The sequence below is a fragment of the Paenibacillus sp. FSL R5-0341 genome, assembly GCF_037975235.1.
Taxonomy (GTDB): domain Bacteria; phylum Bacillota; class Bacilli; order Paenibacillales; family Paenibacillaceae; genus Paenibacillus; species Paenibacillus amylolyticus_A.
Genome location: NZ_CP150241.1, coordinates 2,223,335 through 2,244,237, shown reverse-complemented (window position 1 = coordinate 2,244,237; position 20,903 = coordinate 2,223,335). Strand labels below are relative to the sequence as shown.

Below are 20,903 nucleotides of genomic sequence, written 5' to 3'. Positions count from 1 at the left end.
GGAGACAAAACCAATATTTCTGCACTAATTACAACTTCCACGCAAAAAAAGAGCCAGCGATTAGCCAGCTCTCTATCCCGATTTCAGTATACATCTTTAATCTTTCTATTCAAATAAACCTTATTCTAGTTCTGTTTATGTACTCATTCTGTTTCTTCTACAAAGATATAAACTATGGAATATCATAATCAAACACCGTATTCGCACCATCCACGCCTACATCCAGCACAATATCCATAAGTTTCCCATTGACGAGCAGCGGAGCTTCCGCTTTTCCGTAAAACTCCAACTCGCCCGTAAATGTTCCATGGCGTCCAATCTCAATATGTACTGGTCTTAATTGCACAGACTGCAATGCTTCATATAGTGGGTCGTCCTTAAACTTGTAACTGCGCGCGAGATCAGGCAATAGCACAGCGGACACGGACGCTCTGCCGTAATTTTTGAGTGTCAGATCACAGGTTGCTCGGGTCTCACCATTACTTCGGACATTATAAGAACAGGAGCTTGTATTCTGTACATAGGATACACCATCAATGCCTTCAGCTCCCCACTTGGCTACATACATGAATTTATCCGTCATGTACGAATAACTGAGAACGATAGCGAGAACGATGATCCATAACCCTTGAGCAAGACCCGGGAACGACTTCCCAATCTCTTTGCGAGTAAGGTAGAACCCACACGCGAAGATCCCCAATCCGAGGAAAAGTGTGATATGAACACCACTTAAATAAGATGTAGTATACGGGGATATACCTATTGCTGACAGCATGGTATCTCCAACAGAAAAACCAAGATGGTGGTTAAATGTAAAGATGATTGCAAAAAGCAATAAAGCCCCAGAGAACACAAGTCTGGTTCTCGACACACGAACACCCCCAATCAACCACCTGATTATATCATATTTTTCCTAATTATGATTAACAATCCAAATCAAAAAAACAACAATAAAAAGAACGTCTTCGGTTATTCACCGAAAACGTCCTCCATATTCACCGCTGACAAGAGCTTGTAGTAACAATAGGCTCTCTGTCATGGCCTGACGATCATTTATTGCTTAGCCAAGAATGCATCGAGTTGTTCTTGTTTGGCAGCAATGATTTTATCAATGCCCGCTGCTTTGAGTTTTTCCAGATATTTCGGAATCATCTCGTTCGGATCTACGGCACCCGATGTCATACCTGGCTTGAACTGTTTGTTCACGTTGTTGACCGCTGCAATTTCATTTTTGACAGATTGGCTGTTGAACGTAAAGCCCAGTGCTGGCGACTTCACACCTTTGGCGTTAAACTCTTTGAACTTTTCCCATTTCTGCGGATCTTCATTATCCCAGAGGAAGTTCAGGAACTGGTTACCGAGCTGCCACTGTGCACCTGGATTATAGGTACGACTGTTGGCATCAACCCCGTCAGGAAGAGCAATGATATTATCCTGTCCGTCTTTTTTCACATAATGTGTGCCTTCAATTCCGAAGTTCAGCAAGTTGTTAATTTCCTTGTCGGAATGCAGCAGGTTAATGACCTGCATCGCTTTCTCCGGTTGCTCTGAAGAACGGGAGATCGCGAGCATTGCTCCAGATGCATCACCCGTCGTAATGGTCGGCTGTGTCATCTCAATCTGAGTCAGTGGGAAACCCACATACCCTTCTTCTTCTTTATCCTTGCCTGGCTTCATACCATCCGTCCAGAGAAATGCTTTTCCAGCCTTCGCCTGGTCTTTCGGGAACACATTGGAAGTCGCAGCATCACTGTTGATATATCCCGCTTGATACCACTTGCGAGCGAGTTCCGCCGCTTCTTTGAATTCTGGGGTCTCCACTTCATTCAGCACCGTTGTTCCGCCTGCTGTTTTGGAAATTACTCCAGGTACGGAAGCATCCCCGAGATAATCCCAATCCAGATTCTCCAACAGCCCGTTACCATTGGTATTGGACATATAGAATGGTGTAATCGCTGGCTCATTTTCCTTGATTGTTTTGAGCAGCGGCTCCAGATCAGCCCATGTCTTAACAGCTGTCAGGTCCAGGTTATACTTGTCAGCCAGATCTTTACGCACCAGCACGCCACGTGTGGCAGCAAGTTCCTTATTTGTAGGAACACCGTAGTTCACGCCATCCACCTGCGAACCTTCCAGAAAAGCAGGGTCCAGGTTTTTCTTGATATCCTGACCATGCGCATCAAGCAGATCATTCAGTGGCAAGAATGCGCCTTTGGCTACATTCACCGTGTAGTTCTGCCAAGCCGCTGTGAAGATAATGTCTGATTTTTCGCCCGAGGAGATCATGAGATTCAGCTTGTTATCCCACTGTCCCCAGTCAATCGCATTGATCTTGAGCGTGGCCCCGATCTTCGGTTCCATCTTCTTGTTGATCTCGGCTTCCACCAGAGCGACATCCTTCTGTGGTGTCCCCGGGTAGAAAAGCGTAACTTCATAGGGCTTGCCTCCACCCTCACTTGCTCCTCCGCCTTCGGCTGCTGGTGTTGTTGTTCCACCTTTGTCTGATGAGCAAGCTGCCAGCACCAGGCTCAGCGCCATAACCGTTGCCATCATGCGTGACCATACCTTTAATGATCTAACCAATTGAACCCCTCCTGTCATGTGTTAAACCGTACAGCACTTTCCCCAATTCACAATTAAACCCATAGCAACTTCTATATATGCCCTTTCAGTCCATCTTCATTTACCATGCCCACTCCGCTAACCGGCCAGAGTTATCCTTTCACAGCGCCAACCGTAAGACCTTTGATGAAATAACGCTGGAAGAATGGATAGGCCAGTACAATTGGACCAATACCGACCACAGCCATCGCCATTTGCAGTGTTTTGTTCGGCAGATTCAGCAATCCACCCTGCGACGAAATCTGTGAAGAGACGTTGGAATTGGTTGTAAGATATTGAATATCGAGCAGCGTCCGGTACATAAGGTACTGAAGGCTGATCGTCCGGTTATCCGATATAAAAATCATACTAAGGTACCAGTCATTCCAGTAATTGAGTGTACTGAACAACGCGACAGTTGCCATTACCGGAAGGGAGAGCGGGAGCACGATACGTGTAAACGTTCTCAATTCTCCTGCACCATCAATTCGAGCCGATTCCAGAATGGATACCGGTATGGAGTTCGCGAAGAATGTACGCATGACCAGTACAAAGAATGGGGATAGCAGTAGTGGCATAATGAGTGCCAGTATGGAGTTTTTCAGATCCAATACGTTGACATAGACCAGGTACCAAGGTACCAGCCCCCCATTGAATAACATTGTGAAGAAGATGAAAAATGCAAACCAACCACGATAAGGCAGATCTCTCCGTGAGAGCGGATACGCATACAGTGCAGTCAGAGCGACACTTGTAATGGTACCCACAACGGTAACGATAAAGGATATACCATAGGAATGGAGGATCTGATCCATATCTCTGAACAGAAACTCATAGGCCGTCAGGCTGAACTTCTCTGGAATAAGCTTATACCCATTTGCTATAACTGTTGTCTCGTCCGAGAATGAGATGGCGAAGACAAGCAGGATCGGCACGATACAGGCAATGGCATAGAATAGAAACATCGCATGAATAACGGATGCGGAACGCTTCGATACGGCTAGTGGATCACGTGATTTCACAGCTGACTTGCCTCCTCTCAAAATAATGCATTATCTTTATCCATCCGCCTAACGATGGTATTGGATACAAGAACCAGTACGAATCCGACGACCGCTTGGTACAGACCCGCTGCGGATGACATCCCGATATCTCCACCGATAAGGAACGTTCGATATACATAGGTATCCAGTACATTCGTTACAGGGAACAGAGCTCCGGATTCCAGTGGAACCTGGTAGAACAGACTGAAGTCTGCATAGAATATACGGCCTATTTGCAATAACGTCATAATGACGATCAACGGTACGAGAAACGGAACGGTGATGAAGCGTATCTGGTGCCATTTGGTTGCCCCATCGAGTATGGCAGCTTCATAATATTCTTCATCGATACCCACAACAGCTGCCAGATAGATGACAGCATAATATCCGATATTCTTCCACGTATTCACCAGTGGCAAAATATACGGCCAATACTTCGGCTCGGAATACCAGTCGATCGGCTGACCGCCGAACATCTGTAGAATGGTAGAGTTCATGAAGCCTGAATCCTTGCCCAGGAAAGCCAGTACCAGATAACTGACCACAATCATGGACAGGAAGTATGGCAGTAGCATGAGCGATTGATACAACTTGGACATCGCCTTGTTCTTCACTTCATTAAGCAGAATAGCAAGTCCGACACCTACAAAGAGATTGAGTGCAATAAACACGGTGTTATACGCGAGTGTATTCCGGGTAATTTCCCATGCATCACTGGTCGAGAACAAATATTTGAAATTGTCCCATCCACTCCACGGGCTGCCCCAAATACCATCAGCATAGTTTACATTTTTGAATGCGATCAGAACGCCGAACATCGGCATATAGTTGTTCACCAGCAGAAACAGGACGCCTGGCAAAAACATGAGGTACAGCACCTTGAATTTGCCAAGATTGTGCCACACAGACTTGCGCTTTCGGACCGTTCCTCCCGGTATTTCCGATATCCGTACTCCCTTACCCGCCTCGGGTTGTGTCTTCATAACTTGTTCTCCCTCACTCCTCTTGAATTCTTCCTCAGGATGAAGCTCCGTTGCGGCTCCTGTGGTTCAAGTATACGGCGGGGCGAGGAAGACCTCTATCTGCTGTGGTGACCTGTTAACTTATCAAATTATGACTTTAGTGCCAAAATAAACAAAACAAAAGGCGCAGCATACTGCGCCATGAGTTATACGGTACGTGACTGTTTGCGGAACTCCTGTGGTGTAATACCTGTGCACTTTTTGAACATTTTGGTGAAATGCGAGTAATTGTAGTAGCCCACCTTGCCAGCGATATCCGTCACTTTGACGGTGGACTGGGACAGTAATGTCTTCGCTTTGGCTACCCTGCCTTGCAGGATAAACTCGGATAAGGACATCCCCTTCTCCTTCCGAAACAAACGGGATAGGTAGGCAGGATTGAACCCGGCAAACGCTGCAAGTTCCTCTCGCATGAGTTCTTCGCCAATATGCGTTTCGATATAAATACACAACTGATCCACAATGGTCATTGGGCTGTGATCGTCCGGGTACAACACCGGGATGACACGATCAATCAGATCAGACGTCCACAGCTTCAACTGTGGCAATGACCTTGTGACTACACTCTCTTCCGGCTCACGTTCCCCTGGATACAGACTGCGTATGGATACATTTTTCTGATGAAGCAACGGATAGACCACATGCAACATCGCATGATAGTATAGACGCAGCATTTCAGGAGACAATCCTTCCTGAGCAGCAAGCAACTCGAAGATCTCATCCACACGCTCGCGCAAATCCCCAACTTTACCCGTTTCAAAAAGAATAGATAACTCCGAAAACCACGGAATCGGCAAAAAGCGATCTTCCTGATCTCTACCCCGTTCATCGTAGACAAAGACTTCTTCAAGCTCCTTAATATTGCGCCGTTCCATATCCATCAGTTCATTTAACATGCCTTGCAGCTCCGTTACAGCCACCGGAACACCAACATAACAGGACAACCGGCAGTAGAAATACGTACCACATTCCTGAATGTACACCTGACAACGTTCTGCCACTTCGCTCGCACTTGGTATCATGCCATCTTGCTCGTAAGCAAGCACAATATTCAATCCACTATGATCCTGAAACACCTCACCCGGCTTGTCGCCAAGCAACATTTCTCTCGCTGCATTACGAAGGGCATACTCTAATACCTCTTCATCACGCAAATCAAATTCACGCACCCACTCCTCTACCGAGATCACAATGGGTAACACACGTGCCTGTGGATCAATCTCGGCACCATACAATTCTGCGAGCTCTTGCAGCCGTTGTTTGGTTAACGTGATGCGCTGAGAGATAGCATCTTTCCAGAAACGTTCTGTCAGTAGCGGTTTATGGGTTTTCCAGCGTTTGTATACGGTCTCATAAACTTCGTTGGTACGTGTGCGCTGCTCTCCATCCTTGATCTTCTCCACCGCCTGGCTTACCACCTTGATCAAATGATCTGCCGGAGCAGGCTTCAATACATAATCAAAGCTGTTCAGCTTAATGGCCGTCTGAGCATAATCGAACAACGCATGCCCTGTCAGGAAAATCGTCAACATGCCTGGATCATGTTTCAGCACCCAGCTCTGCAGATCAAGCCCTGTTTCGCCAGGCATCTCAATATCACAGATCATGATATCGATGGCACTTGTCTTCAGGACCTTTCTTGCCTCTTCTGCATCACAAGCACTGAACACCTGGTCAATGCCGGCCGCATGCCAGTCAACACCTTCCACCATCGCTTGTAATGCATACACTTCATCATCCACGATCAACAGGTTCCGCATAGGCTCCCCCTTCTTCCTCTTCGGTCTGAGCGGGTAAATCAATGATGACTGCAGCGCCGTTATCCGCCTCATTTCTAAACTGTAAGCTGGCTTGATCACCATACTTCACTAACAGCCGATGAGCCACGTTCCATATACCGATATGCTGTCCACCCGGGTCTTCAGCGTATTGTCCCTGCTGTAGACGTTCCAGCAGTTCCTCATCAAATCCGACACCATTATCTACAATCATCAGTTGAAGCACCGTCTGTTCGAGACAACCAGATAACATCTTCCCACGGCAAGCCACAATCCGAATGAAAAATGGCTGCGTTCGCCGCTGAAATCCGTGAATAATGGCATTCTCCACAAAGGGCTGAATCGTCAATGGCGGAATCACATACTTTCCGAGATCCGGTTCAATATCCAGTTCAAAATCCAACCGGCTTGGAAACCTCAGCTTCTGAATTTCTAAATAATGACGAATGTGCTCCAGCTCTTCATCCAGACGAATAACACGTTTGCCTGCACGCAGGCTGAATCGGAAATAATCAGCCAGATGGCCAGCCATCTGCTGCACCAGCTCATGCTTTTGCAAGGAAGCCAGACTATGAATAATATTAAGTGAATTCAGGTAAAAGTGAGGATTAATTTGCATCTGTAATTGTTTGAACTCTGCCTCGCGCGTCCGTAATTGTTCCTCATACACATCAATCTTGAGATGCCGGATCTCGCTGGTCATCTGATTGAAGCTTCGCGTCATAAATTCAAGTTCCGAGGAAGATGGCGGCTCCAGCTTCACATCGAGATCTCCGCGGCTCACCCTTCTCATACCCCGGATCAGTGAATTCATCGGACGGAATAACAGTTGTCGCAAAAAGATCAGTGCAGTAACCAGAATTACCGCCGCACCAATGGGAAGCAGACGAATGATCTGCTGGAAGAACGGGAGGTTACGCATCATGTCCTCCTCAGGCAGTAGCACGATATAATTCATCTCGGACATGGCTGAGGCAATGCCCAGCATCAAATATTGACGTGCCTCTCCCTTGTTCATAACTTCAGAGATCACCTGATACGGGTCTTTCAGACCGGGAAGATGTGCGGCAGCAAGCTTGATCTGTCCAGTGTTCAATGTGGAATCCGATAATGCCCCACCGTCGGATCCAACAATGACTGCGCCTCCTCTATCACCGGATTCTGTGAACTGTTGTGTGTGGTTCAGTGCATTCATATCAACCAGTGCACCGGCATAGAACTGCTGGTTGATTCGCACCGTTTTCACCAGCGCATTCCACGTTCCCCCACGCACGATGCTCCATTCTGGCTTCTGGATATCGCCTTCCAACTGCTGCATTTGGACCGGCATGCTCTCCTGCACAACCGACTTTTTGACATCGTAATTGCCCGAAGTGGCGAGCAGCAGATCATCATTAACGGCATCATATAGAAAAAAGGAATCGATCAGATTATAGAAACCGATATCTGTCATGAATTTATTCATAATGCGTTGCTTCGCAATGATATAATCGCCACTGCCGTATTCCAGAAAAAAAAGGGAGATAATATCCGGGTCCCGCTCGCCCAGACTATATAAATACCGATTCGTCTCCTGTAATACACGTTCATTCTGCTCCACACTCTTGGCAAGATGATTCATATTGGTGAGAGATACCTTGTCACGTACGACTTTCATGGCGTAGACGTTGTTGTAATAGAGCAGCATGAACAGTGGCAGCATGATCAATGTAAGTCCCACAATAAACTTAAAACGAAGTGAACGGATTAAACTCATAGATTATGGATTCCCGCCCTTTTAGTTCAACATAGTTTTTTCTATTTTCTTCCTTATGATGGCATGTTTATTGTAATCACCCCTGGTTGCCATTGTCTATGCGGTCCCGTGACCTGCACATGTCAATTCTGGTGACTTCTATCCGCTCCAAGTTTGGATAACACGCTTCATATTGTAATAAATTCTCCAGTTGTAAAAAAAATCCTTCATTTATAGCTCAGAACACTCTCCCTAAAAATAAATGCTGCGGCAAGCCCCGAACTCCACGAACGCCCGATCTTGACATGCATACGATATATCACTCCTCGGGTTTGTCACCAGGATGTAGGGAGGCCTGTTCGATGAATATTCAACTCACTGCGTTACACTATGTCTACCTGGCATTTATCGTCTTGATCATTGCGGTAATGATCCGGCGCAGGGACACCACCATCATCTGTGTCGCGGGTATTATGACCATTGGACTTCTGGCAACGGAAACCTTAAGCGGGTCAGTTGCTGGGATCTTCAGCAGTTTTATCTATGCGACGAAAGAATTGCTAAGTACGATCTTCATCATCTCGATCATTGTGGCGATGAGCCGTGTTCTGATCAGAACTGGCATTAATGAAGTCATGGTGACACCTGTCACCCGGTTTATCCGTTCTCCTCAGGTGGCATATTGGGGGATTGGACTGATCATGATGGTCGTATCGCTCTTTTTCTGGCCTTCTCCGGCGGTAGCCCTGGTTGGTGCTGTACTGCTTCCTGTAGCGGTACGTGTAGGGCTTCCTCCGATCGGAGCTGCCATTGCGATGAACCTGTTCGGACATGGGATTGCACTGTCAGGGGATTACATTATTCAGGGGGCTCCCAAACTTACAGCTGATGCGGCGGGTATACCGGTTACTTCCGTCATGACGGCCAGCATACCTCTGGTCATTGTCATGGGAACGGTATCTACACTTACAGCCTTCTGGATGCTGCGCAAAGAGATGAAATCAGGTACAGTGACAACGGTACCTCCCTCCTCGTCAGAGGCTGTGTCTACTTCTCTACCTGGCAATCTGTCAGTCGAACGTCAAGCCATGTCACCCCGTTTGCAAAAAGCATTCGCTCTGCTTATCCCTCTGTTATTCGCAGTGGATGTGATTCTGATGTTTGTATTGAAGCTGCAAGGTGGTGACGCAACAGCTCTGATTGGCGGGACTGCTGTGGTTATACTGATCGCTGTCACCCTGGCCGCACATCGACATGCGGGACCAGAAGAAACGACCAACTATTTAATAGAAGGATTTCAGTTCGGTTTCAAGGTATTCGGCCCGGTTATTCCGATAGCCGCGTTCTTTTATCTGGGGGATGCTGCCATTACGGAGTTGTTCCACAATCCACTTCCTGAAGGTTCACACGGAATTGTGAATGATCTCGGGGTTGCACTTGCTGGACTGGTGCCACTGAATGATACGGTGGGAGCCATTACAATGACGGTGACCGGAGCGGTCACGGGGATGGATGGTTCGGGATTCTCAGGGATTTCCCTGGTTGGCTCGATTGCGTCCATGTTTGCAGGGTCGGCAGATTCCGCTCCTGTGCTGACCGCACTCGGTCAGGTCGCAGCCATATGGGTAGGTGGCGGAACCTTGATTCCATGGGCATTGATTCCTGCTGCTGCGATCTGCGGAGTCAGTCCTTTTGAACTTGCAAGACGCAACCTCAAGCCTGTGCTGCTGGGACTCGCGGTAACGACGATTGTAGCCATCTTTCTGATCTGACCAAAGGTTAGGTTAAACCGTTTAAAAAGACGTGCGTGAACGTGCCCAGTTCCAGAGATCTTCACGCTTCATCTCTGCCAAATGCAGCATGTCCACATAGGGATCTCCCCGTAGTCCAAGTACAGAAGCGAAAGCAGGCTCCGTCTTCCACCCTGCCTGTTTCAGTCTGCGTATCTCACGGTGTCCCGCGTCTCCCCACAGTTGTAACAATCTCCACTCCACGATCATATGTAGGTATGCATTCTGCCTGTTAACTGGAACGGATTGGGCAAAAATCTCCATAGGCCAATGTCCCACTTGCAAATTACAAGTCACATAAGGACGTTGGTCTGGAAGATCCCCACCACGTACACATTGAAACTCAGCAACGGCTCCGATTCGATTGTGTATCTCAGCTACAAAGGCATCCAGATCCTCTGCATAACACAGTAGATCCAGATCACTGCCCGGAATATCAATATCAATCGGTACTGTACCTGCTGGATACGGATGGTAGTCAGCTAATATATCAAGCAGTCCACTGCTCTTTAACACGCGGTTTGCGTCCTGCTGACGTTCGTTACCTGTAGATAGATGAGCCATTACATCTGCGGTAGTGATCATCTCCCCGCTTTTGACCACAGTTAGTTCGAGCCTCCTGCAATGACCTGTTTCACACGTCCTACTTGGCCGCTCGTCAGTCGTACTTTGATTCCGTGTGGATGCGTAGGGGACTTGGTTAATAGATCCTTCACAATGCCACGTGTCAGCTTGCCTGTAGCTTGATCCTGCTTCAGCACGATGTCCACTTCCAGACCCGGTTTAATATTTACTCGTTGTTGTCCATTCATCATATTCACTCCCTCTATGTTTAATACATATCATGTGTACTATATAACCTTTAATCACAAAGCTCCATCTATTGTAGACGTTTTGGTTTCAAAACGAAAGCTATGCGGACAACAACCTCCTACTTCTAGTTCTACATTTATATGGAGACATATGGGAGACCAATAGAAAGAAACCGCCGGTCCCTTTATATCGAGGCCAGCGGCTTTTGATTCAAATGTCATGTTCAGGGCTGTACATGTTTCAACAAAGACGAAGGTGAAGTTCCATCCTTCGCGGCTTCGCGTGCCTTCACAGCAAGTAGTTCAGATACCGTCACAAATCGATATCCCTGCTGCTGCAGTTTAGGCAGAATCATTTTAAGTGCTGCTATCGTATGCGACTTGCCTTCCACCTTATCGTGAAAAAGTACAATATCCCCATTACGTGCGTTCTTCAACACTTTGTTAACGATAGCCGATACACCTGGAGAAGCCCAGTCGCGTGTATCCTGATGCCATGACCAAAGGACAATGGTATACCCTTTTTGTTTGGCAGCCTGAATGACCATGTCATTGTAGTAGCCGCCCGGTGGCCTGAACAACAATGGACGCTCCGCACCTGCTTCAATGATGGAACTTTCCGCTGCGTTCATATCGTTCATGTACTTATCCGCGCCTGTTGATCGGACTGCATACGTGTGCGCATACGTATGATTGGCGATTTCATGCCCTTCGAGCTGCTCCTGCCTAATCAGTTCAGGAAATTTCTCTGCCCATTTTCCAAGTACAAAAAAGGTTCCTTTGGCTTGATATTGCTGGAGCAACGCCAGAATCTGCGGGGTCTGAATCGGATCTGGTCCATCATCAAACGTCAGGGCGATGAGTTTATCCTGTGTGGGAACCTCCCACACGATCTCTCCTCGTTCCTCATAATACTGACGGTTCTTCTGTACAGGCTTCGCATACGCAGAACTGCTGCCCAGCACAATAATCAGCGTGAACAATCCGATGAATCGGGCTGCCTTCAGGTTCATGTTGTGTCCTCACTTTGTCTTCATACGTAAACTCCCTGTTAGCATTTCCCGATTCACCCGAACTAATTAACGAAAGATCTGATCCACAACGGCGATTTCGTCAGCAGTTAGCTCTACATTCAATGTTTTCAGATTATTAATAACCTGCTCCGGTTTCTTGGCGCCTGGAATCAATGCATCAATGGAAGGCTGGGTCAGGTACCAGGCCAGAACCAGATGAGCGACCTCAACATCCTTGGATTGTGCAATGCTGCGCAGTTGTTCTACTTTATCCAGATTTTCAATGAAAGCCTGACCTGTGAACAGCGGATTCTTCGCGCGTCCATCCTGGAATGTGGTATCACGATTATATTTACCGCCCAGCAGCCCCGCTGCCAGAGGGAAGTAAGGAACAAAAGAAATGTCATGCTCAGCTGTATACGGCAACAGCTCTTTCTCCGCTTCTCTTTTGAACAGATTATATTCGGATTGCAGTACGTCTACATGCCCGTCCTTATTGGCCTCACGCAACTGATCAATGGAGAAGTTGGATACACCTATGGCCCGGATTTTGCCAGCGTCTTTCAACCGTTTTAACGTATCTACTGCTTCATCCTTCGGCGTGTTCTCATCTGGAAAGTGGATGTAGAAGAGATCAATGTAATCGGTTTGCAGACGTTTCAACGCCTCATCTACAGCCGCTTTCAGGAAAGCAGGTGAGTTATCCACGACAATCTTGCCATCTACAAATTTATGGGCCGCCTTGGTTGCAATAATCGTATTCTGACGTTGACCGGTTTCCCTCAACACTTCACCGATCAGTCGTTCGGAATGCTCCGGTCCATAGATGTACGCCGTATCCACAAAGTTAATGCCTTGTTTCAAGGCTGTACGAACCACTTCCTTCCCCGTCTCATCATTCAGCATGTCCGGATAGATATTATGTCCTCCTACTGCATTCGCACCCAGTCCAATGGGATTCACGATCAGATCCGTCTTGCCCAACCGAATTTGTTGTTCTGCCATGTCTCATCTCTCCTTCACTGATCGATATAAGTACATTTCTGCAATGATGCATGTTGCTTGTTACATATTATATCAAACCCTATAGCATATTTAAAATATCGGGTTTGTCGGATTAGGTGTTTTTTAACGCAGTCGCTTCCACATCGTTGATAAACCGGCGCAATTTAGCAGCTACATCACGATTAATTTCGCCGTTCTCATACAGCTGTTGCACCGTATTGCGCTGTTCCTGAATCGCCACCATCTGCAATTCGAGCTTCTCCTGATTGAACGGATCTTCCGTTATGCCCTGGTTCCAGGTGCGCAATTTGGCAATCACTCGCTCATACTTGGCAATAACCGACAACGCCACGACTCGATTACCATCATTTATATGGGCACGAATGGCTTTAATTGCCGCTTCAGAGGTGCGCAGCTTCACCTGGCGGAACAGTTCTGCATTTTCAAGCATGAATGGTTGGCTCGGCTTCTGGGATCGATTGGTGAACAGATGTCCTAACACACGCCCGATCTCGCTGATCGAAGTCATGATCTGAGTGTTGGTGCGATTCGCCAGCATCATTTCCTTACGATCCAGCCAGCTGTCACATTTGAAGGCCGCATCAGAAGCAATCGCATTTTCGTCCAGCATCACTTCGATTTCTTTACGCTCGGCACGAGTGGCAATCAGGTTGATAGCTGTTTCTTGTTTTTGAATATCTTTGCGCTTACCGGCGGTCAGCTGACCTGCAGCCTGTCTAATGTACTTGGACAAGTCGGAGACGACCGCCAGTGCCGCAGCTTTGTTCTCATCGTTCATTTCGGATTTGACAGCTCGTATTGCCGCATTCAGCATAATGTCATGTGCTTTCCGTTCTGACTTCTGCGGTGTTTCTTCTGTGGATTTACCATCATCCTTAGCCAGAACCGGAAGAAACACACTCGCGGCAATCAGGGAGAAGAGAATAACCCCTGCCGCCAGGAAAATAATCAAATCCCTTTCAGGGAAGGGCGATCCATCCTGAAGCACGTAGGGAATGGAAAAGGCACCCGCCAATGTCACAGCCCCCCGCACGCCGGAGAGAGAAATAATTGTAATTTCCTTGAATCGTGGTCTGCCAATAGAAGATTTGGTACGCAGCAATTCATTACCCTGCCAGAACAGATAGATCCAGAGAAAGCGCAGGATTAGCAGAAGCACTGAGATCAAACCTACATATCCTAACACCTGCAGATTATTAAACGAGACATTTTCAAAAATGGTACTCAGCACATCCGGGACCTGTACGCCCAGAATGACGAACACCAGACCGTTCAGGATGAATAAAATGACAGACCATGTGCTCGCAGATACGACCTGCATCTTCAACTGAACCGATTCTGCGCGATCACGTTCAATGGCGTGAATGATGCCACCTGCTACGACCGCTAAAATGCCGGATACCCCAATCTCTTCACTCACCAGATAGATGACAAACGGAGTCAGAATTTGCAGCAGCATGTGAATCGTTACATCTTCCATGCCCAGCCTGCGAATCCACACCCCGAGCCTGATTAACAGAAAAGATAACAATGCCCCGACGAGAAGTCCGCCAATCGCAATCAGAATAAAACTGAAGGTTGCATTCGCCAGGGAAAATACACCTGTAACCGTGGCTGCAATCGCGAATTTGAAGGCGACCAGGCCGGATGCGTCATTCATTAATGCTTCACCCTCAAGAAGCCTATGTATGCCTTTGGGCAGATGTACCCGGCCCGCCATGGCGCCAACGGCCACAGCATCTGTCGGGGACAGTATGGCTGCAAGAGCAAAAGCAGCGGGTAACGGAATCGAAGGAATCAGCCAGTGAATGGCATAACCTGCCACGACGACGGTCACAAATACAAGCCCTAGCGCAAGCAGAAGTATCGGTGCACGCAGATTCCATAACTCATTCCTTGGTGTTCGCTTACCATCGTTATATAACAATGGTGCGATGAAAAGCACAAAAAACAATTCCGGATTCAACGGCAAGTGTACCCCCGCAGGAAGTAGAGCTATAGCTACACCAAGCACGATTTGAATGAGCGGAACGGGAATAAAAGGTACAAACCGGTTCAGGATGTTCGATAAACCGATCAGCACCAGTAAGACAAGTACGGCAATAAATATTTCCATGATGACAATCCCTTTCCGCTATAGAAGTGGTGAAACCTTTGTTGTATAGGTTTATTTTAACATAATCCAGACTTTGTTATAAAAATGTTGTCATATTCATATACCCATTCAACTGGCTTCAGACCAGTTTATATAAGTGGAACTAATCATTTACGCGACAACGGAGAGGACAGAAAAAACCTGAAAAAGCGAAGCGGTCGCCTAAAAGCTTTCTGAAAGAAAGCTGCATCGGAAGCATACGCTATCCCCGGATTTTCCCCTTCGGAAAAGGGAATAAAAAAATCTGGGGATAACAGCGATTGGAAGGTTATTCTGTCATCGTAGTGTCAATGTAAATAATTTTTAGTTCAACTTATATAGATTGAAGAATTCTGATGGATTCTGTATATAAGATGTTACAATATGCTCAGGACAATACCCGTTTGGAAAGGAACTTGCATCTATGGCATTTGGAATTAAACGACAGGAGCTGGCTGCGTGGAAAGAACAAGTGGCTCGTGGTGAGATTGCCTACCTTACTCATTTCTGGATTGATAATCGATTTCCTGGCATCACCAGTGTAACCAAAGTCGGCTGCGCAGATCTGGAACGTCTGGAGCGTTGGTGTATCGATCATGGACTGGACCCACGATACATTCATCGGCGGCAGCCATTCCCCCACTTTGACCTGATGGGCAGCAAGCAAAAGGAGATTTTGATCCAGGAAGGCATGACCGACCATTTGGTTCGCTTTCATTTGTAAATTTGTAAACCAACTCAAAAACGCCAGTCTTCAAGGTTCATCCCCCCGCAAATAGGGACGAACTCATGAGGACTGACGTCTTCAAACCATCAAGTCATATATGGACTACCGATTAATCTGCTCAAACGACTTCATGTTCTCCAGCAGTTTCAGCTCAATTTTCTTCAGCATACCGAACATCTGCTGTTGCTCTTCCTCGGAAAGTGCTTGCAACAATTCCCACGTCATTCGGCCGCGATTCGCATTAAGTGTCTTGGCGAGCTGCGTTCCCTCATCCGTTAGGGACAGCCACACAATTCTACGATCTTCTTCACTGCGCACCCGCTGGATCAACCCTTCCGTTTCCAGTTGATTCAGTACAATGGTGGTTGCGCCGGAAGACAAACTGAGTTGTCTGGCCACATCCACCGCCATGCAGCGTTTTTCACGTAAAATCATGCCCAATATATGACTTTTTGTCGGATTCAGTTTGCAGTTGGTTTCGGTCTTCTGCTGCTGATCCAATACTTTATTTTTATATCTGAAGAAGGCCTCCAACAATTGATCTACATTTGCCAATTGAGAGTTTCGCTCCGTATCCGGGCTCATAAACGTTCCTCCTGCCTTTCATCATAACCTACCGTTTATTGTAACATATTTACACTATTATGTTTGTGAAAAATGCGCTTGTTTGGTATATCCTATACTTGACGGGAGGACGTGTGTTTTATTTTGCCATACACCTCTTGCTTTCTTACGATGGGTTTGATTATAATAATCTATATCTTTAAGTTACTTTTAGTTACTTAATGATTTTAATAAATCTGTTGTTATAAAGTAAACAAGAGCCATAATTATATTGCAAGGGACTTATGCATATGAATCAGAATTTACAATCACCATTAAAAACGGATGTTTGCATCGTCGGCGCAGGTCCTGGCGGTGCTTTGCTATCTTATCTGCTGAATCAAAAAGGAATCTCCACGATTCTCATTGAGAGACAACCACACCTGCACAAGTCGTTCCGCGGGGAGTTACTCAATGTGGACGGCGAAGCGATCCTAAGTAAACACGGCCTCTATTCACTCATCCAGGAACGTGGAGCGCTGCTCTTGGAAGAGATTCAGTATTGGGAGAATGGAAAGAGTATTCATACCGTTTCGCCGGGTAATGGAGAATCTCATGTCGGGATTCATGTACCCCAAAATCATCTCCTGGAAGCCATCGTATCACACGCTCAGCAGCACAGTACAAATGAACAAGTGTTGTTTAATACCATCATGACCGGTTTGTTACGAGACAAGAGCGGCAAGACCGTTGGTATTAATATTCGGCAAAACGGCGTTCCTGCCTACATTGAAGCATCTGTTATTGTCGGTGCAGATGGTAGATACTCTGCTGTACGCAAACATTCCGGTTTGATTCCCGAGATTCGCAAGCACGGATATGACCTGTTATGGGCACGTATTCCGGCACCTGTGGGTTGGGAACCAGCTGTTCGGATGGCCAGTATGGATGGGCAACAGCTTGCACTGTTCTCCCAATTCGGTGGTTATGTTCAGATCGGATGGAACATTCCCGAGGGAGCTTACTCCAAGCTGCGAGAGAAGCCGATTGCTCCTTTTGTAGAAAAACTTGTATCCGCGTTTCCTTGCCTATCTGATTCTGTAGCTGCCAACATTCAGAGCTGGAGTGATTTTGTTCTGTTATCTGTCGAAAGCAGCTATTGCCAATCTTGGGCACAGGACAATGTTGTGCTCATCGGTGATGCCGCTCATACGATGACGCCAACCGGTGCGTTTGGACTAAATGCCGCGCTCGAAGACGCAGACGTGCTATCAGAACTGCTTGTTCGAATGTCTGCCGATCAATTCGGGTCCACTGCACAACTTCAGGAACTTCAGACGATTCGCGGAGCAAAGGTTCAACAGCAACTTGCACGACAAGTGGAGATGGAATCTTCTTTCCAGCAGCGCTATGATCCTTTCTTTAAAACCCGTTTAACTAGATAAAATAACCGATTAAGCTTCAAGTGGGATACAAATACCTCCCAAATGCCCAAACAGCCGATCACTTCCTCGTGGAGAAGAATCGGCTGTTTGGCTTATTTAAACTCTTTTATATGTAATCCGTATCCTTCTTCATTTTCGTTTGCGTGGAGCAAATGAGTCCTCTCGGGATGCTCCTTCTTGATTACCATCAACGTCCTTGGGATAGGACGACATGTTATCTTTTTCATATATCGCTTTCTCCAAATTGCTTAAGCGGCGCAGGACTTGTTTGCTCTTACGAACAATATATACAATACCAATGATCAACAGAATCAGCATCAGAATGAATATAATCATCTCCGGAAAAAAGATAAATGACATGAATACACCTCCTTTGAAAACGATTTCTCTATATTATTCTAACCTTAATGTACCAAGTTGTGAACCCGACTGGAAGTTTCGCTTGTGGAGTAGGAAAAGCGCCTGAAACGAAGACAGTATCTTCTCACCTGGTACAAAAGCAAAAAAAGGTGGCATCCCTGATCAGGAATACCACCTTAAACCTGGAATAAGAATCGAAGTCTGTTATATCACCCTTCTCTGCCGTTCATGGCACTAACTCGAAGTTCTGTCAGCGGTAGAGATGACTTCTCTGGATGACGAAGTCTCACTGTCCGGCTCTCACCAGGGAGCAGATCGAAATAGTTGTCACTGAAGCGGACACGTCCAAGGGGAAGCTCCAGCTTCACTAATCGTGCTATCGCACCACTGGCCGTAACCGTTACAGACTGTTCCTCTTCGTTCACATGTACACTCAATTGAGACTCAGGCAAAGTCACATCCTTAGGATCACGCAAGAAGTACCGATTGTTCGGCGCCGCAAACCCTTCAGATACCAACTCAACCATTACTTCCTCCGCACGTCTGCCCTGTAGCACCTCTGCTTCAGTTAATTCAGCAATACACAGTGAGGATTGTGAATTTACTTCAACAGCATGTGTGCTCGAATAGATCTTCTCTCCATGCAATGCATAGACATTGAGCAGTAACTGGCCTTCCAAGACGTCCCGTGTATCGTTCACCACCCACAACGCAAGCGGCTCACCCGGCTCATGTTCCAATGACAACAGGATAGGATGAAAGAATATTTTCCCATAATAAAAGGATGCCTTCGGCAGCAGTTCATAGTCGATCATGGACCAGCTTGTTCCCGGCCAGCTGTCATTCAATTGCCACACGAGCGCTCCGCTGTTACGGTGATTGATGCGCCGGAAATGTTCAATCCCATAACGCAACCCTTCTGCTTGAGTCAGCATGGAATAGTTCATGTACTCTTCTATATTTTGCGGAATGCCTGTGTAACCTTCCATCAGCAAGATACCTTTTTGGTGATTGGTATCCTTGTTACGGTAAGCCATCTCCGGACTGCCCCAGTAAAACTGCCCTGCGGGCATATTTTTCTCCAGCGTATAACGATTCGCCGAGGCGTGCATACCGAATTCACTGCTGAACAGCGCATGATCGTTTTTATAATTTTTGAACGTCACACCTTCTATACTGTAGTCAAGCAGCGGCGCCTCTCCGTGCTTCCTCGGATAGACCGAACCGTGCCATACCTGCCAGTTGTGACGATCCCCGACATCCGGATCATTGGCATCCTGACCATTGCTGTCCCCGAACGGAGAAGAAGGCCAATACGGACGAGACAGATCCAGTCGTTCCAGCACCTCAGGGATCAGCTCATGATAGATCAGCTCACCGTAGAACGGACTGGTAATATCTCCACTGGCAGACTTCATATCATAGAGCCAGTCTATCTCATTATTCCCACACCAGAGGGCAAGAGAGGCACGATTGCGCAGGCGCAGGACATTATTTTCAACCTCTTGCCTTACATTGTCCATGAAATCACGATTGAAATCCGGGAACAGCGCATTGGCGAATGCAAAATCCTGCCACACCAACACCCCTTGCCGATCACACTCATCGTAGAAAACATCCTTCTCATATATACCACCGGCCCAGACACGCAGCATGTTCATATGCCCCTCCACAGACAGCTCGACAAGCTCACGATACCGTGAATTCGGGATGGCCCCGATCAGATGATCAGCTGGAATCCAGTTGGCACCCTTGGCGTATACTTTGACTCCGTTCAGAATAAAAGCAAATGCATCTTCACCCCGTTCATTGTGAAGAGCCAACTCAATCGTTCGTAAACCATAAGGCTCGCTATACCGATCCACCTCAACGCCATCTGCATACAATGTAACCTCCAGCGTATAAAGGTATGGCTCACCCAGATCATGAGTCCACCATAACTGTGGTGACGTAACGTTCAATGTGGTGTCCGCCTTGCCACCCTCTACAGGTAGTTCAGTGGCACCTGCCACCTCGTTTCCGCTGCGATCCAGCAGACGAACATTACAGGACGCAACCACAGCCTGTTCACGTTTCTGTCTGCTACGGTAAGACAAGACCGACTTCACATCCGCCGTGATACGTAAGACAGCCAGCTCTGTACTGACTGACTCCGTTCGAGCATACACACTTTCCAGCTTCGCGATTGTTCGTTTTTCCAGCCTTACCGCACCCCAAATGCCCACCGTAACCATACGTGGACCCCAGTCCCAGCCAAAGTTCATCGCCGCTTTGCGCAACCATGGCCGTTCCTTCGTATACGAGGACCAGTCGAAGGTCTCCTTGTCCCGGTGATGCAGATGAAGCGGATCAAACTTGACAGCAATCGCATTCCAGCCGCTGCGTACCAGAGATGTTACATTAAACGTATGTGACATAAGCATATTGGCCGTTTTTCCAACTTCATGGCCGTTTACGTAGACCGTTGCAAACGTATCCAATCCTTCGAACACCAGTTCAAAATACTCCTCCGTCTCTGCATCTCTGACCAGATTAAAGGTTGTACGGTACCACCATTCCTTCTGCTCAATCCAGCGACTTTTGGCATCATTATGACCGTAGTAGGGCGGGTCGATGATACTGCGCTCCACCAGTGCGGAATGTACATCGCCGGGCACCTCAGCCCCGATCCAGAAACGATCATCCAGCGCAGCAGCTGCCACATCCATTGCCCGCTTTTCCCCAACTTCAAAATGCTGTATCTTCCATTGTCCCGATAAATCCTGACTTGAACTATGGATCTTCATCTTTATGCCCTCGCTCCCCAAGAGCCCTGAGTAATGTCACATCGAAAACGTTTGCAGAAATACAAAACAGGCTTCGCTTCTGCTCACT

The 20,903-nt window shown here is 47.2% G+C and carries 17 protein-coding genes; 3 read left to right on the top strand and 14 right to left on the bottom strand.

Features of this window, described 5'->3' with window-relative positions:
• Positions 1-172: 172 nt before the first annotated feature.
• The 6 genes from MKX75_RS10275 to MKX75_RS10250 all read right to left on the bottom strand — a co-directional run bounded on the left by MKX75_RS10275 (position 173) and on the right by MKX75_RS10250 (position 8,200).
• Positions 173-871: a hypothetical protein gene (locus MKX75_RS10275; protein ID WP_339169504.1), complete on the bottom strand. Its 699-nt coding sequence runs from the start codon at positions 869-871 to the stop codon at positions 173-175.
• A 182-nt stretch (positions 872-1,053) separates the two neighbouring features.
• Positions 1,054-2,583, bottom strand: coding sequence for an ABC transporter substrate-binding protein (locus tag MKX75_RS10270; protein WP_062833701.1), 1,530 nt, complete (start codon positions 2,581-2,583; stop codon positions 1,054-1,056).
• Between the two features lie 131 nt (positions 2,584-2,714).
• The gene (locus tag MKX75_RS10265) at positions 2,715-3,623 is read right to left on the bottom strand and encodes a carbohydrate ABC transporter permease (protein ID WP_076330510.1); all 909 of its coding nucleotides are present in this window, start codon (positions 3,621-3,623) and stop codon (positions 2,715-2,717) included.
• A 17-nt stretch (positions 3,624-3,640) separates the two neighbouring features.
• A complete protein-coding gene (locus tag MKX75_RS10260) occupies positions 3,641-4,627 on the bottom strand; it encodes an ABC transporter permease subunit (protein ID WP_076330509.1) in 987 nt (328 codons plus the stop codon).
• A gap of 185 nt (positions 4,628-4,812) precedes the next feature.
• Complete coding sequence (locus tag MKX75_RS10255; RefSeq protein WP_062833698.1) at positions 4,813-6,426, bottom strand: helix-turn-helix domain-containing protein; 1,614 nt, start codon at positions 6,424-6,426, stop codon at positions 4,813-4,815.
• Complete coding sequence (locus MKX75_RS10250) at positions 6,401-8,200, bottom strand: sensor histidine kinase (RefSeq protein ID WP_076330507.1); 1,800 nt, start codon at positions 8,198-8,200, stop codon at positions 6,401-6,403. The genes MKX75_RS10255 and MKX75_RS10250 overlap by 26 nt, the downstream gene beginning before the upstream one ends.
• Before the next feature lie 341 nt (positions 8,201-8,541).
• On the opposite strand from MKX75_RS10250, the gene MKX75_RS10245 reads away from it, so the two are divergent.
• The gene (locus tag MKX75_RS10245) at positions 8,542-9,951 is read left to right on the top strand and encodes a hypothetical protein (RefSeq protein WP_076330506.1); all 1,410 of its coding nucleotides are present in this window, start codon (positions 8,542-8,544) and stop codon (positions 9,949-9,951) included.
• Positions 9,952-9,972: 21 nt separating this feature from the next.
• Here the strand turns inward: MKX75_RS10245 and MKX75_RS10240 are convergent, their stop codons facing one another.
• The 5 genes from MKX75_RS10240 to MKX75_RS10220 all read right to left on the bottom strand — a co-directional run bounded on the left by MKX75_RS10240 (position 9,973) and on the right by MKX75_RS10220 (position 14,936).
• On the bottom strand, positions 9,973-10,572 hold the full coding sequence (locus MKX75_RS10240) for a DUF4269 domain-containing protein (protein ID WP_083679421.1): 600 nt from the start codon (positions 10,570-10,572) through the stop codon (positions 9,973-9,975).
• A gap of 2 nt (positions 10,573-10,574) precedes the next feature.
• Entirely contained in the window at positions 10,575-10,781 is a 207-nt protein-coding gene (locus tag MKX75_RS10235; protein ID WP_062835973.1) for a YwbE family protein, read from the bottom strand.
• A 224-nt stretch (positions 10,782-11,005) separates the two neighbouring features.
• Positions 11,006-11,794 carry a polysaccharide deacetylase family protein gene (locus tag MKX75_RS10230; protein WP_076330505.1) on the bottom strand — a complete coding sequence of 263 codons (789 nt, stop codon included), beginning with the start codon at positions 11,792-11,794 and terminating at the stop codon, positions 11,006-11,008.
• Between the two features lie 66 nt (positions 11,795-11,860).
• Positions 11,861-12,799 (bottom strand): aldo/keto reductase, encoded by a 939-nt coding sequence (locus MKX75_RS10225; protein ID WP_339169502.1) that lies wholly within the window; start codon positions 12,797-12,799, stop codon positions 11,861-11,863.
• A 112-nt stretch (positions 12,800-12,911) separates the two neighbouring features.
• Positions 12,912-14,936 (bottom strand): Na+/H+ antiporter, encoded by a 2,025-nt coding sequence (locus MKX75_RS10220; RefSeq protein WP_339169501.1) that lies wholly within the window; start codon positions 14,934-14,936, stop codon positions 12,912-12,914.
• 442 nt (positions 14,937-15,378) lie between these two features.
• On the opposite strand from MKX75_RS10220, the gene MKX75_RS10215 reads away from it, so the two are divergent.
• A complete protein-coding gene (locus MKX75_RS10215) occupies positions 15,379-15,678 on the top strand; it encodes a hypothetical protein (protein WP_339169499.1) in 300 nt (99 codons plus the stop codon).
• A 105-nt stretch (positions 15,679-15,783) separates the two neighbouring features.
• On the opposite strand, the gene MKX75_RS10210 is transcribed toward MKX75_RS10215, so the two are convergent.
• The gene (locus MKX75_RS10210; protein ID WP_062833690.1) at positions 15,784-16,266 is read right to left on the bottom strand and encodes a MarR family transcriptional regulator; all 483 of its coding nucleotides are present in this window, start codon (positions 16,264-16,266) and stop codon (positions 15,784-15,786) included.
• Between the two features lie 269 nt (positions 16,267-16,535).
• Between MKX75_RS10210 and MKX75_RS10205 the strand changes: the two genes are divergently transcribed.
• Positions 16,536-17,669 (top strand): FAD-dependent monooxygenase, encoded by a 1,134-nt coding sequence (locus MKX75_RS10205; RefSeq protein ID WP_339169498.1) that lies wholly within the window; start codon positions 16,536-16,538, stop codon positions 17,667-17,669.
• A gap of 129 nt (positions 17,670-17,798) precedes the next feature.
• On the opposite strand, the gene MKX75_RS10200 is transcribed toward MKX75_RS10205, so the two are convergent.
• Positions 17,799-18,029 carry a hypothetical protein gene (locus tag MKX75_RS10200; RefSeq protein WP_339169497.1) on the bottom strand — a complete coding sequence of 77 codons (231 nt, stop codon included), beginning with the start codon at positions 18,027-18,029 and terminating at the stop codon, positions 17,799-17,801.
• Positions 18,030-18,238: 209 nt separating this feature from the next.
• Positions 18,239-20,815 (bottom strand): glycoside hydrolase family 2 protein, encoded by a 2,577-nt coding sequence (locus MKX75_RS10195; RefSeq protein ID WP_339169496.1) that lies wholly within the window; start codon positions 20,813-20,815, stop codon positions 18,239-18,241.
• Positions 20,816-20,903: the final 88 nt, after the last annotated feature.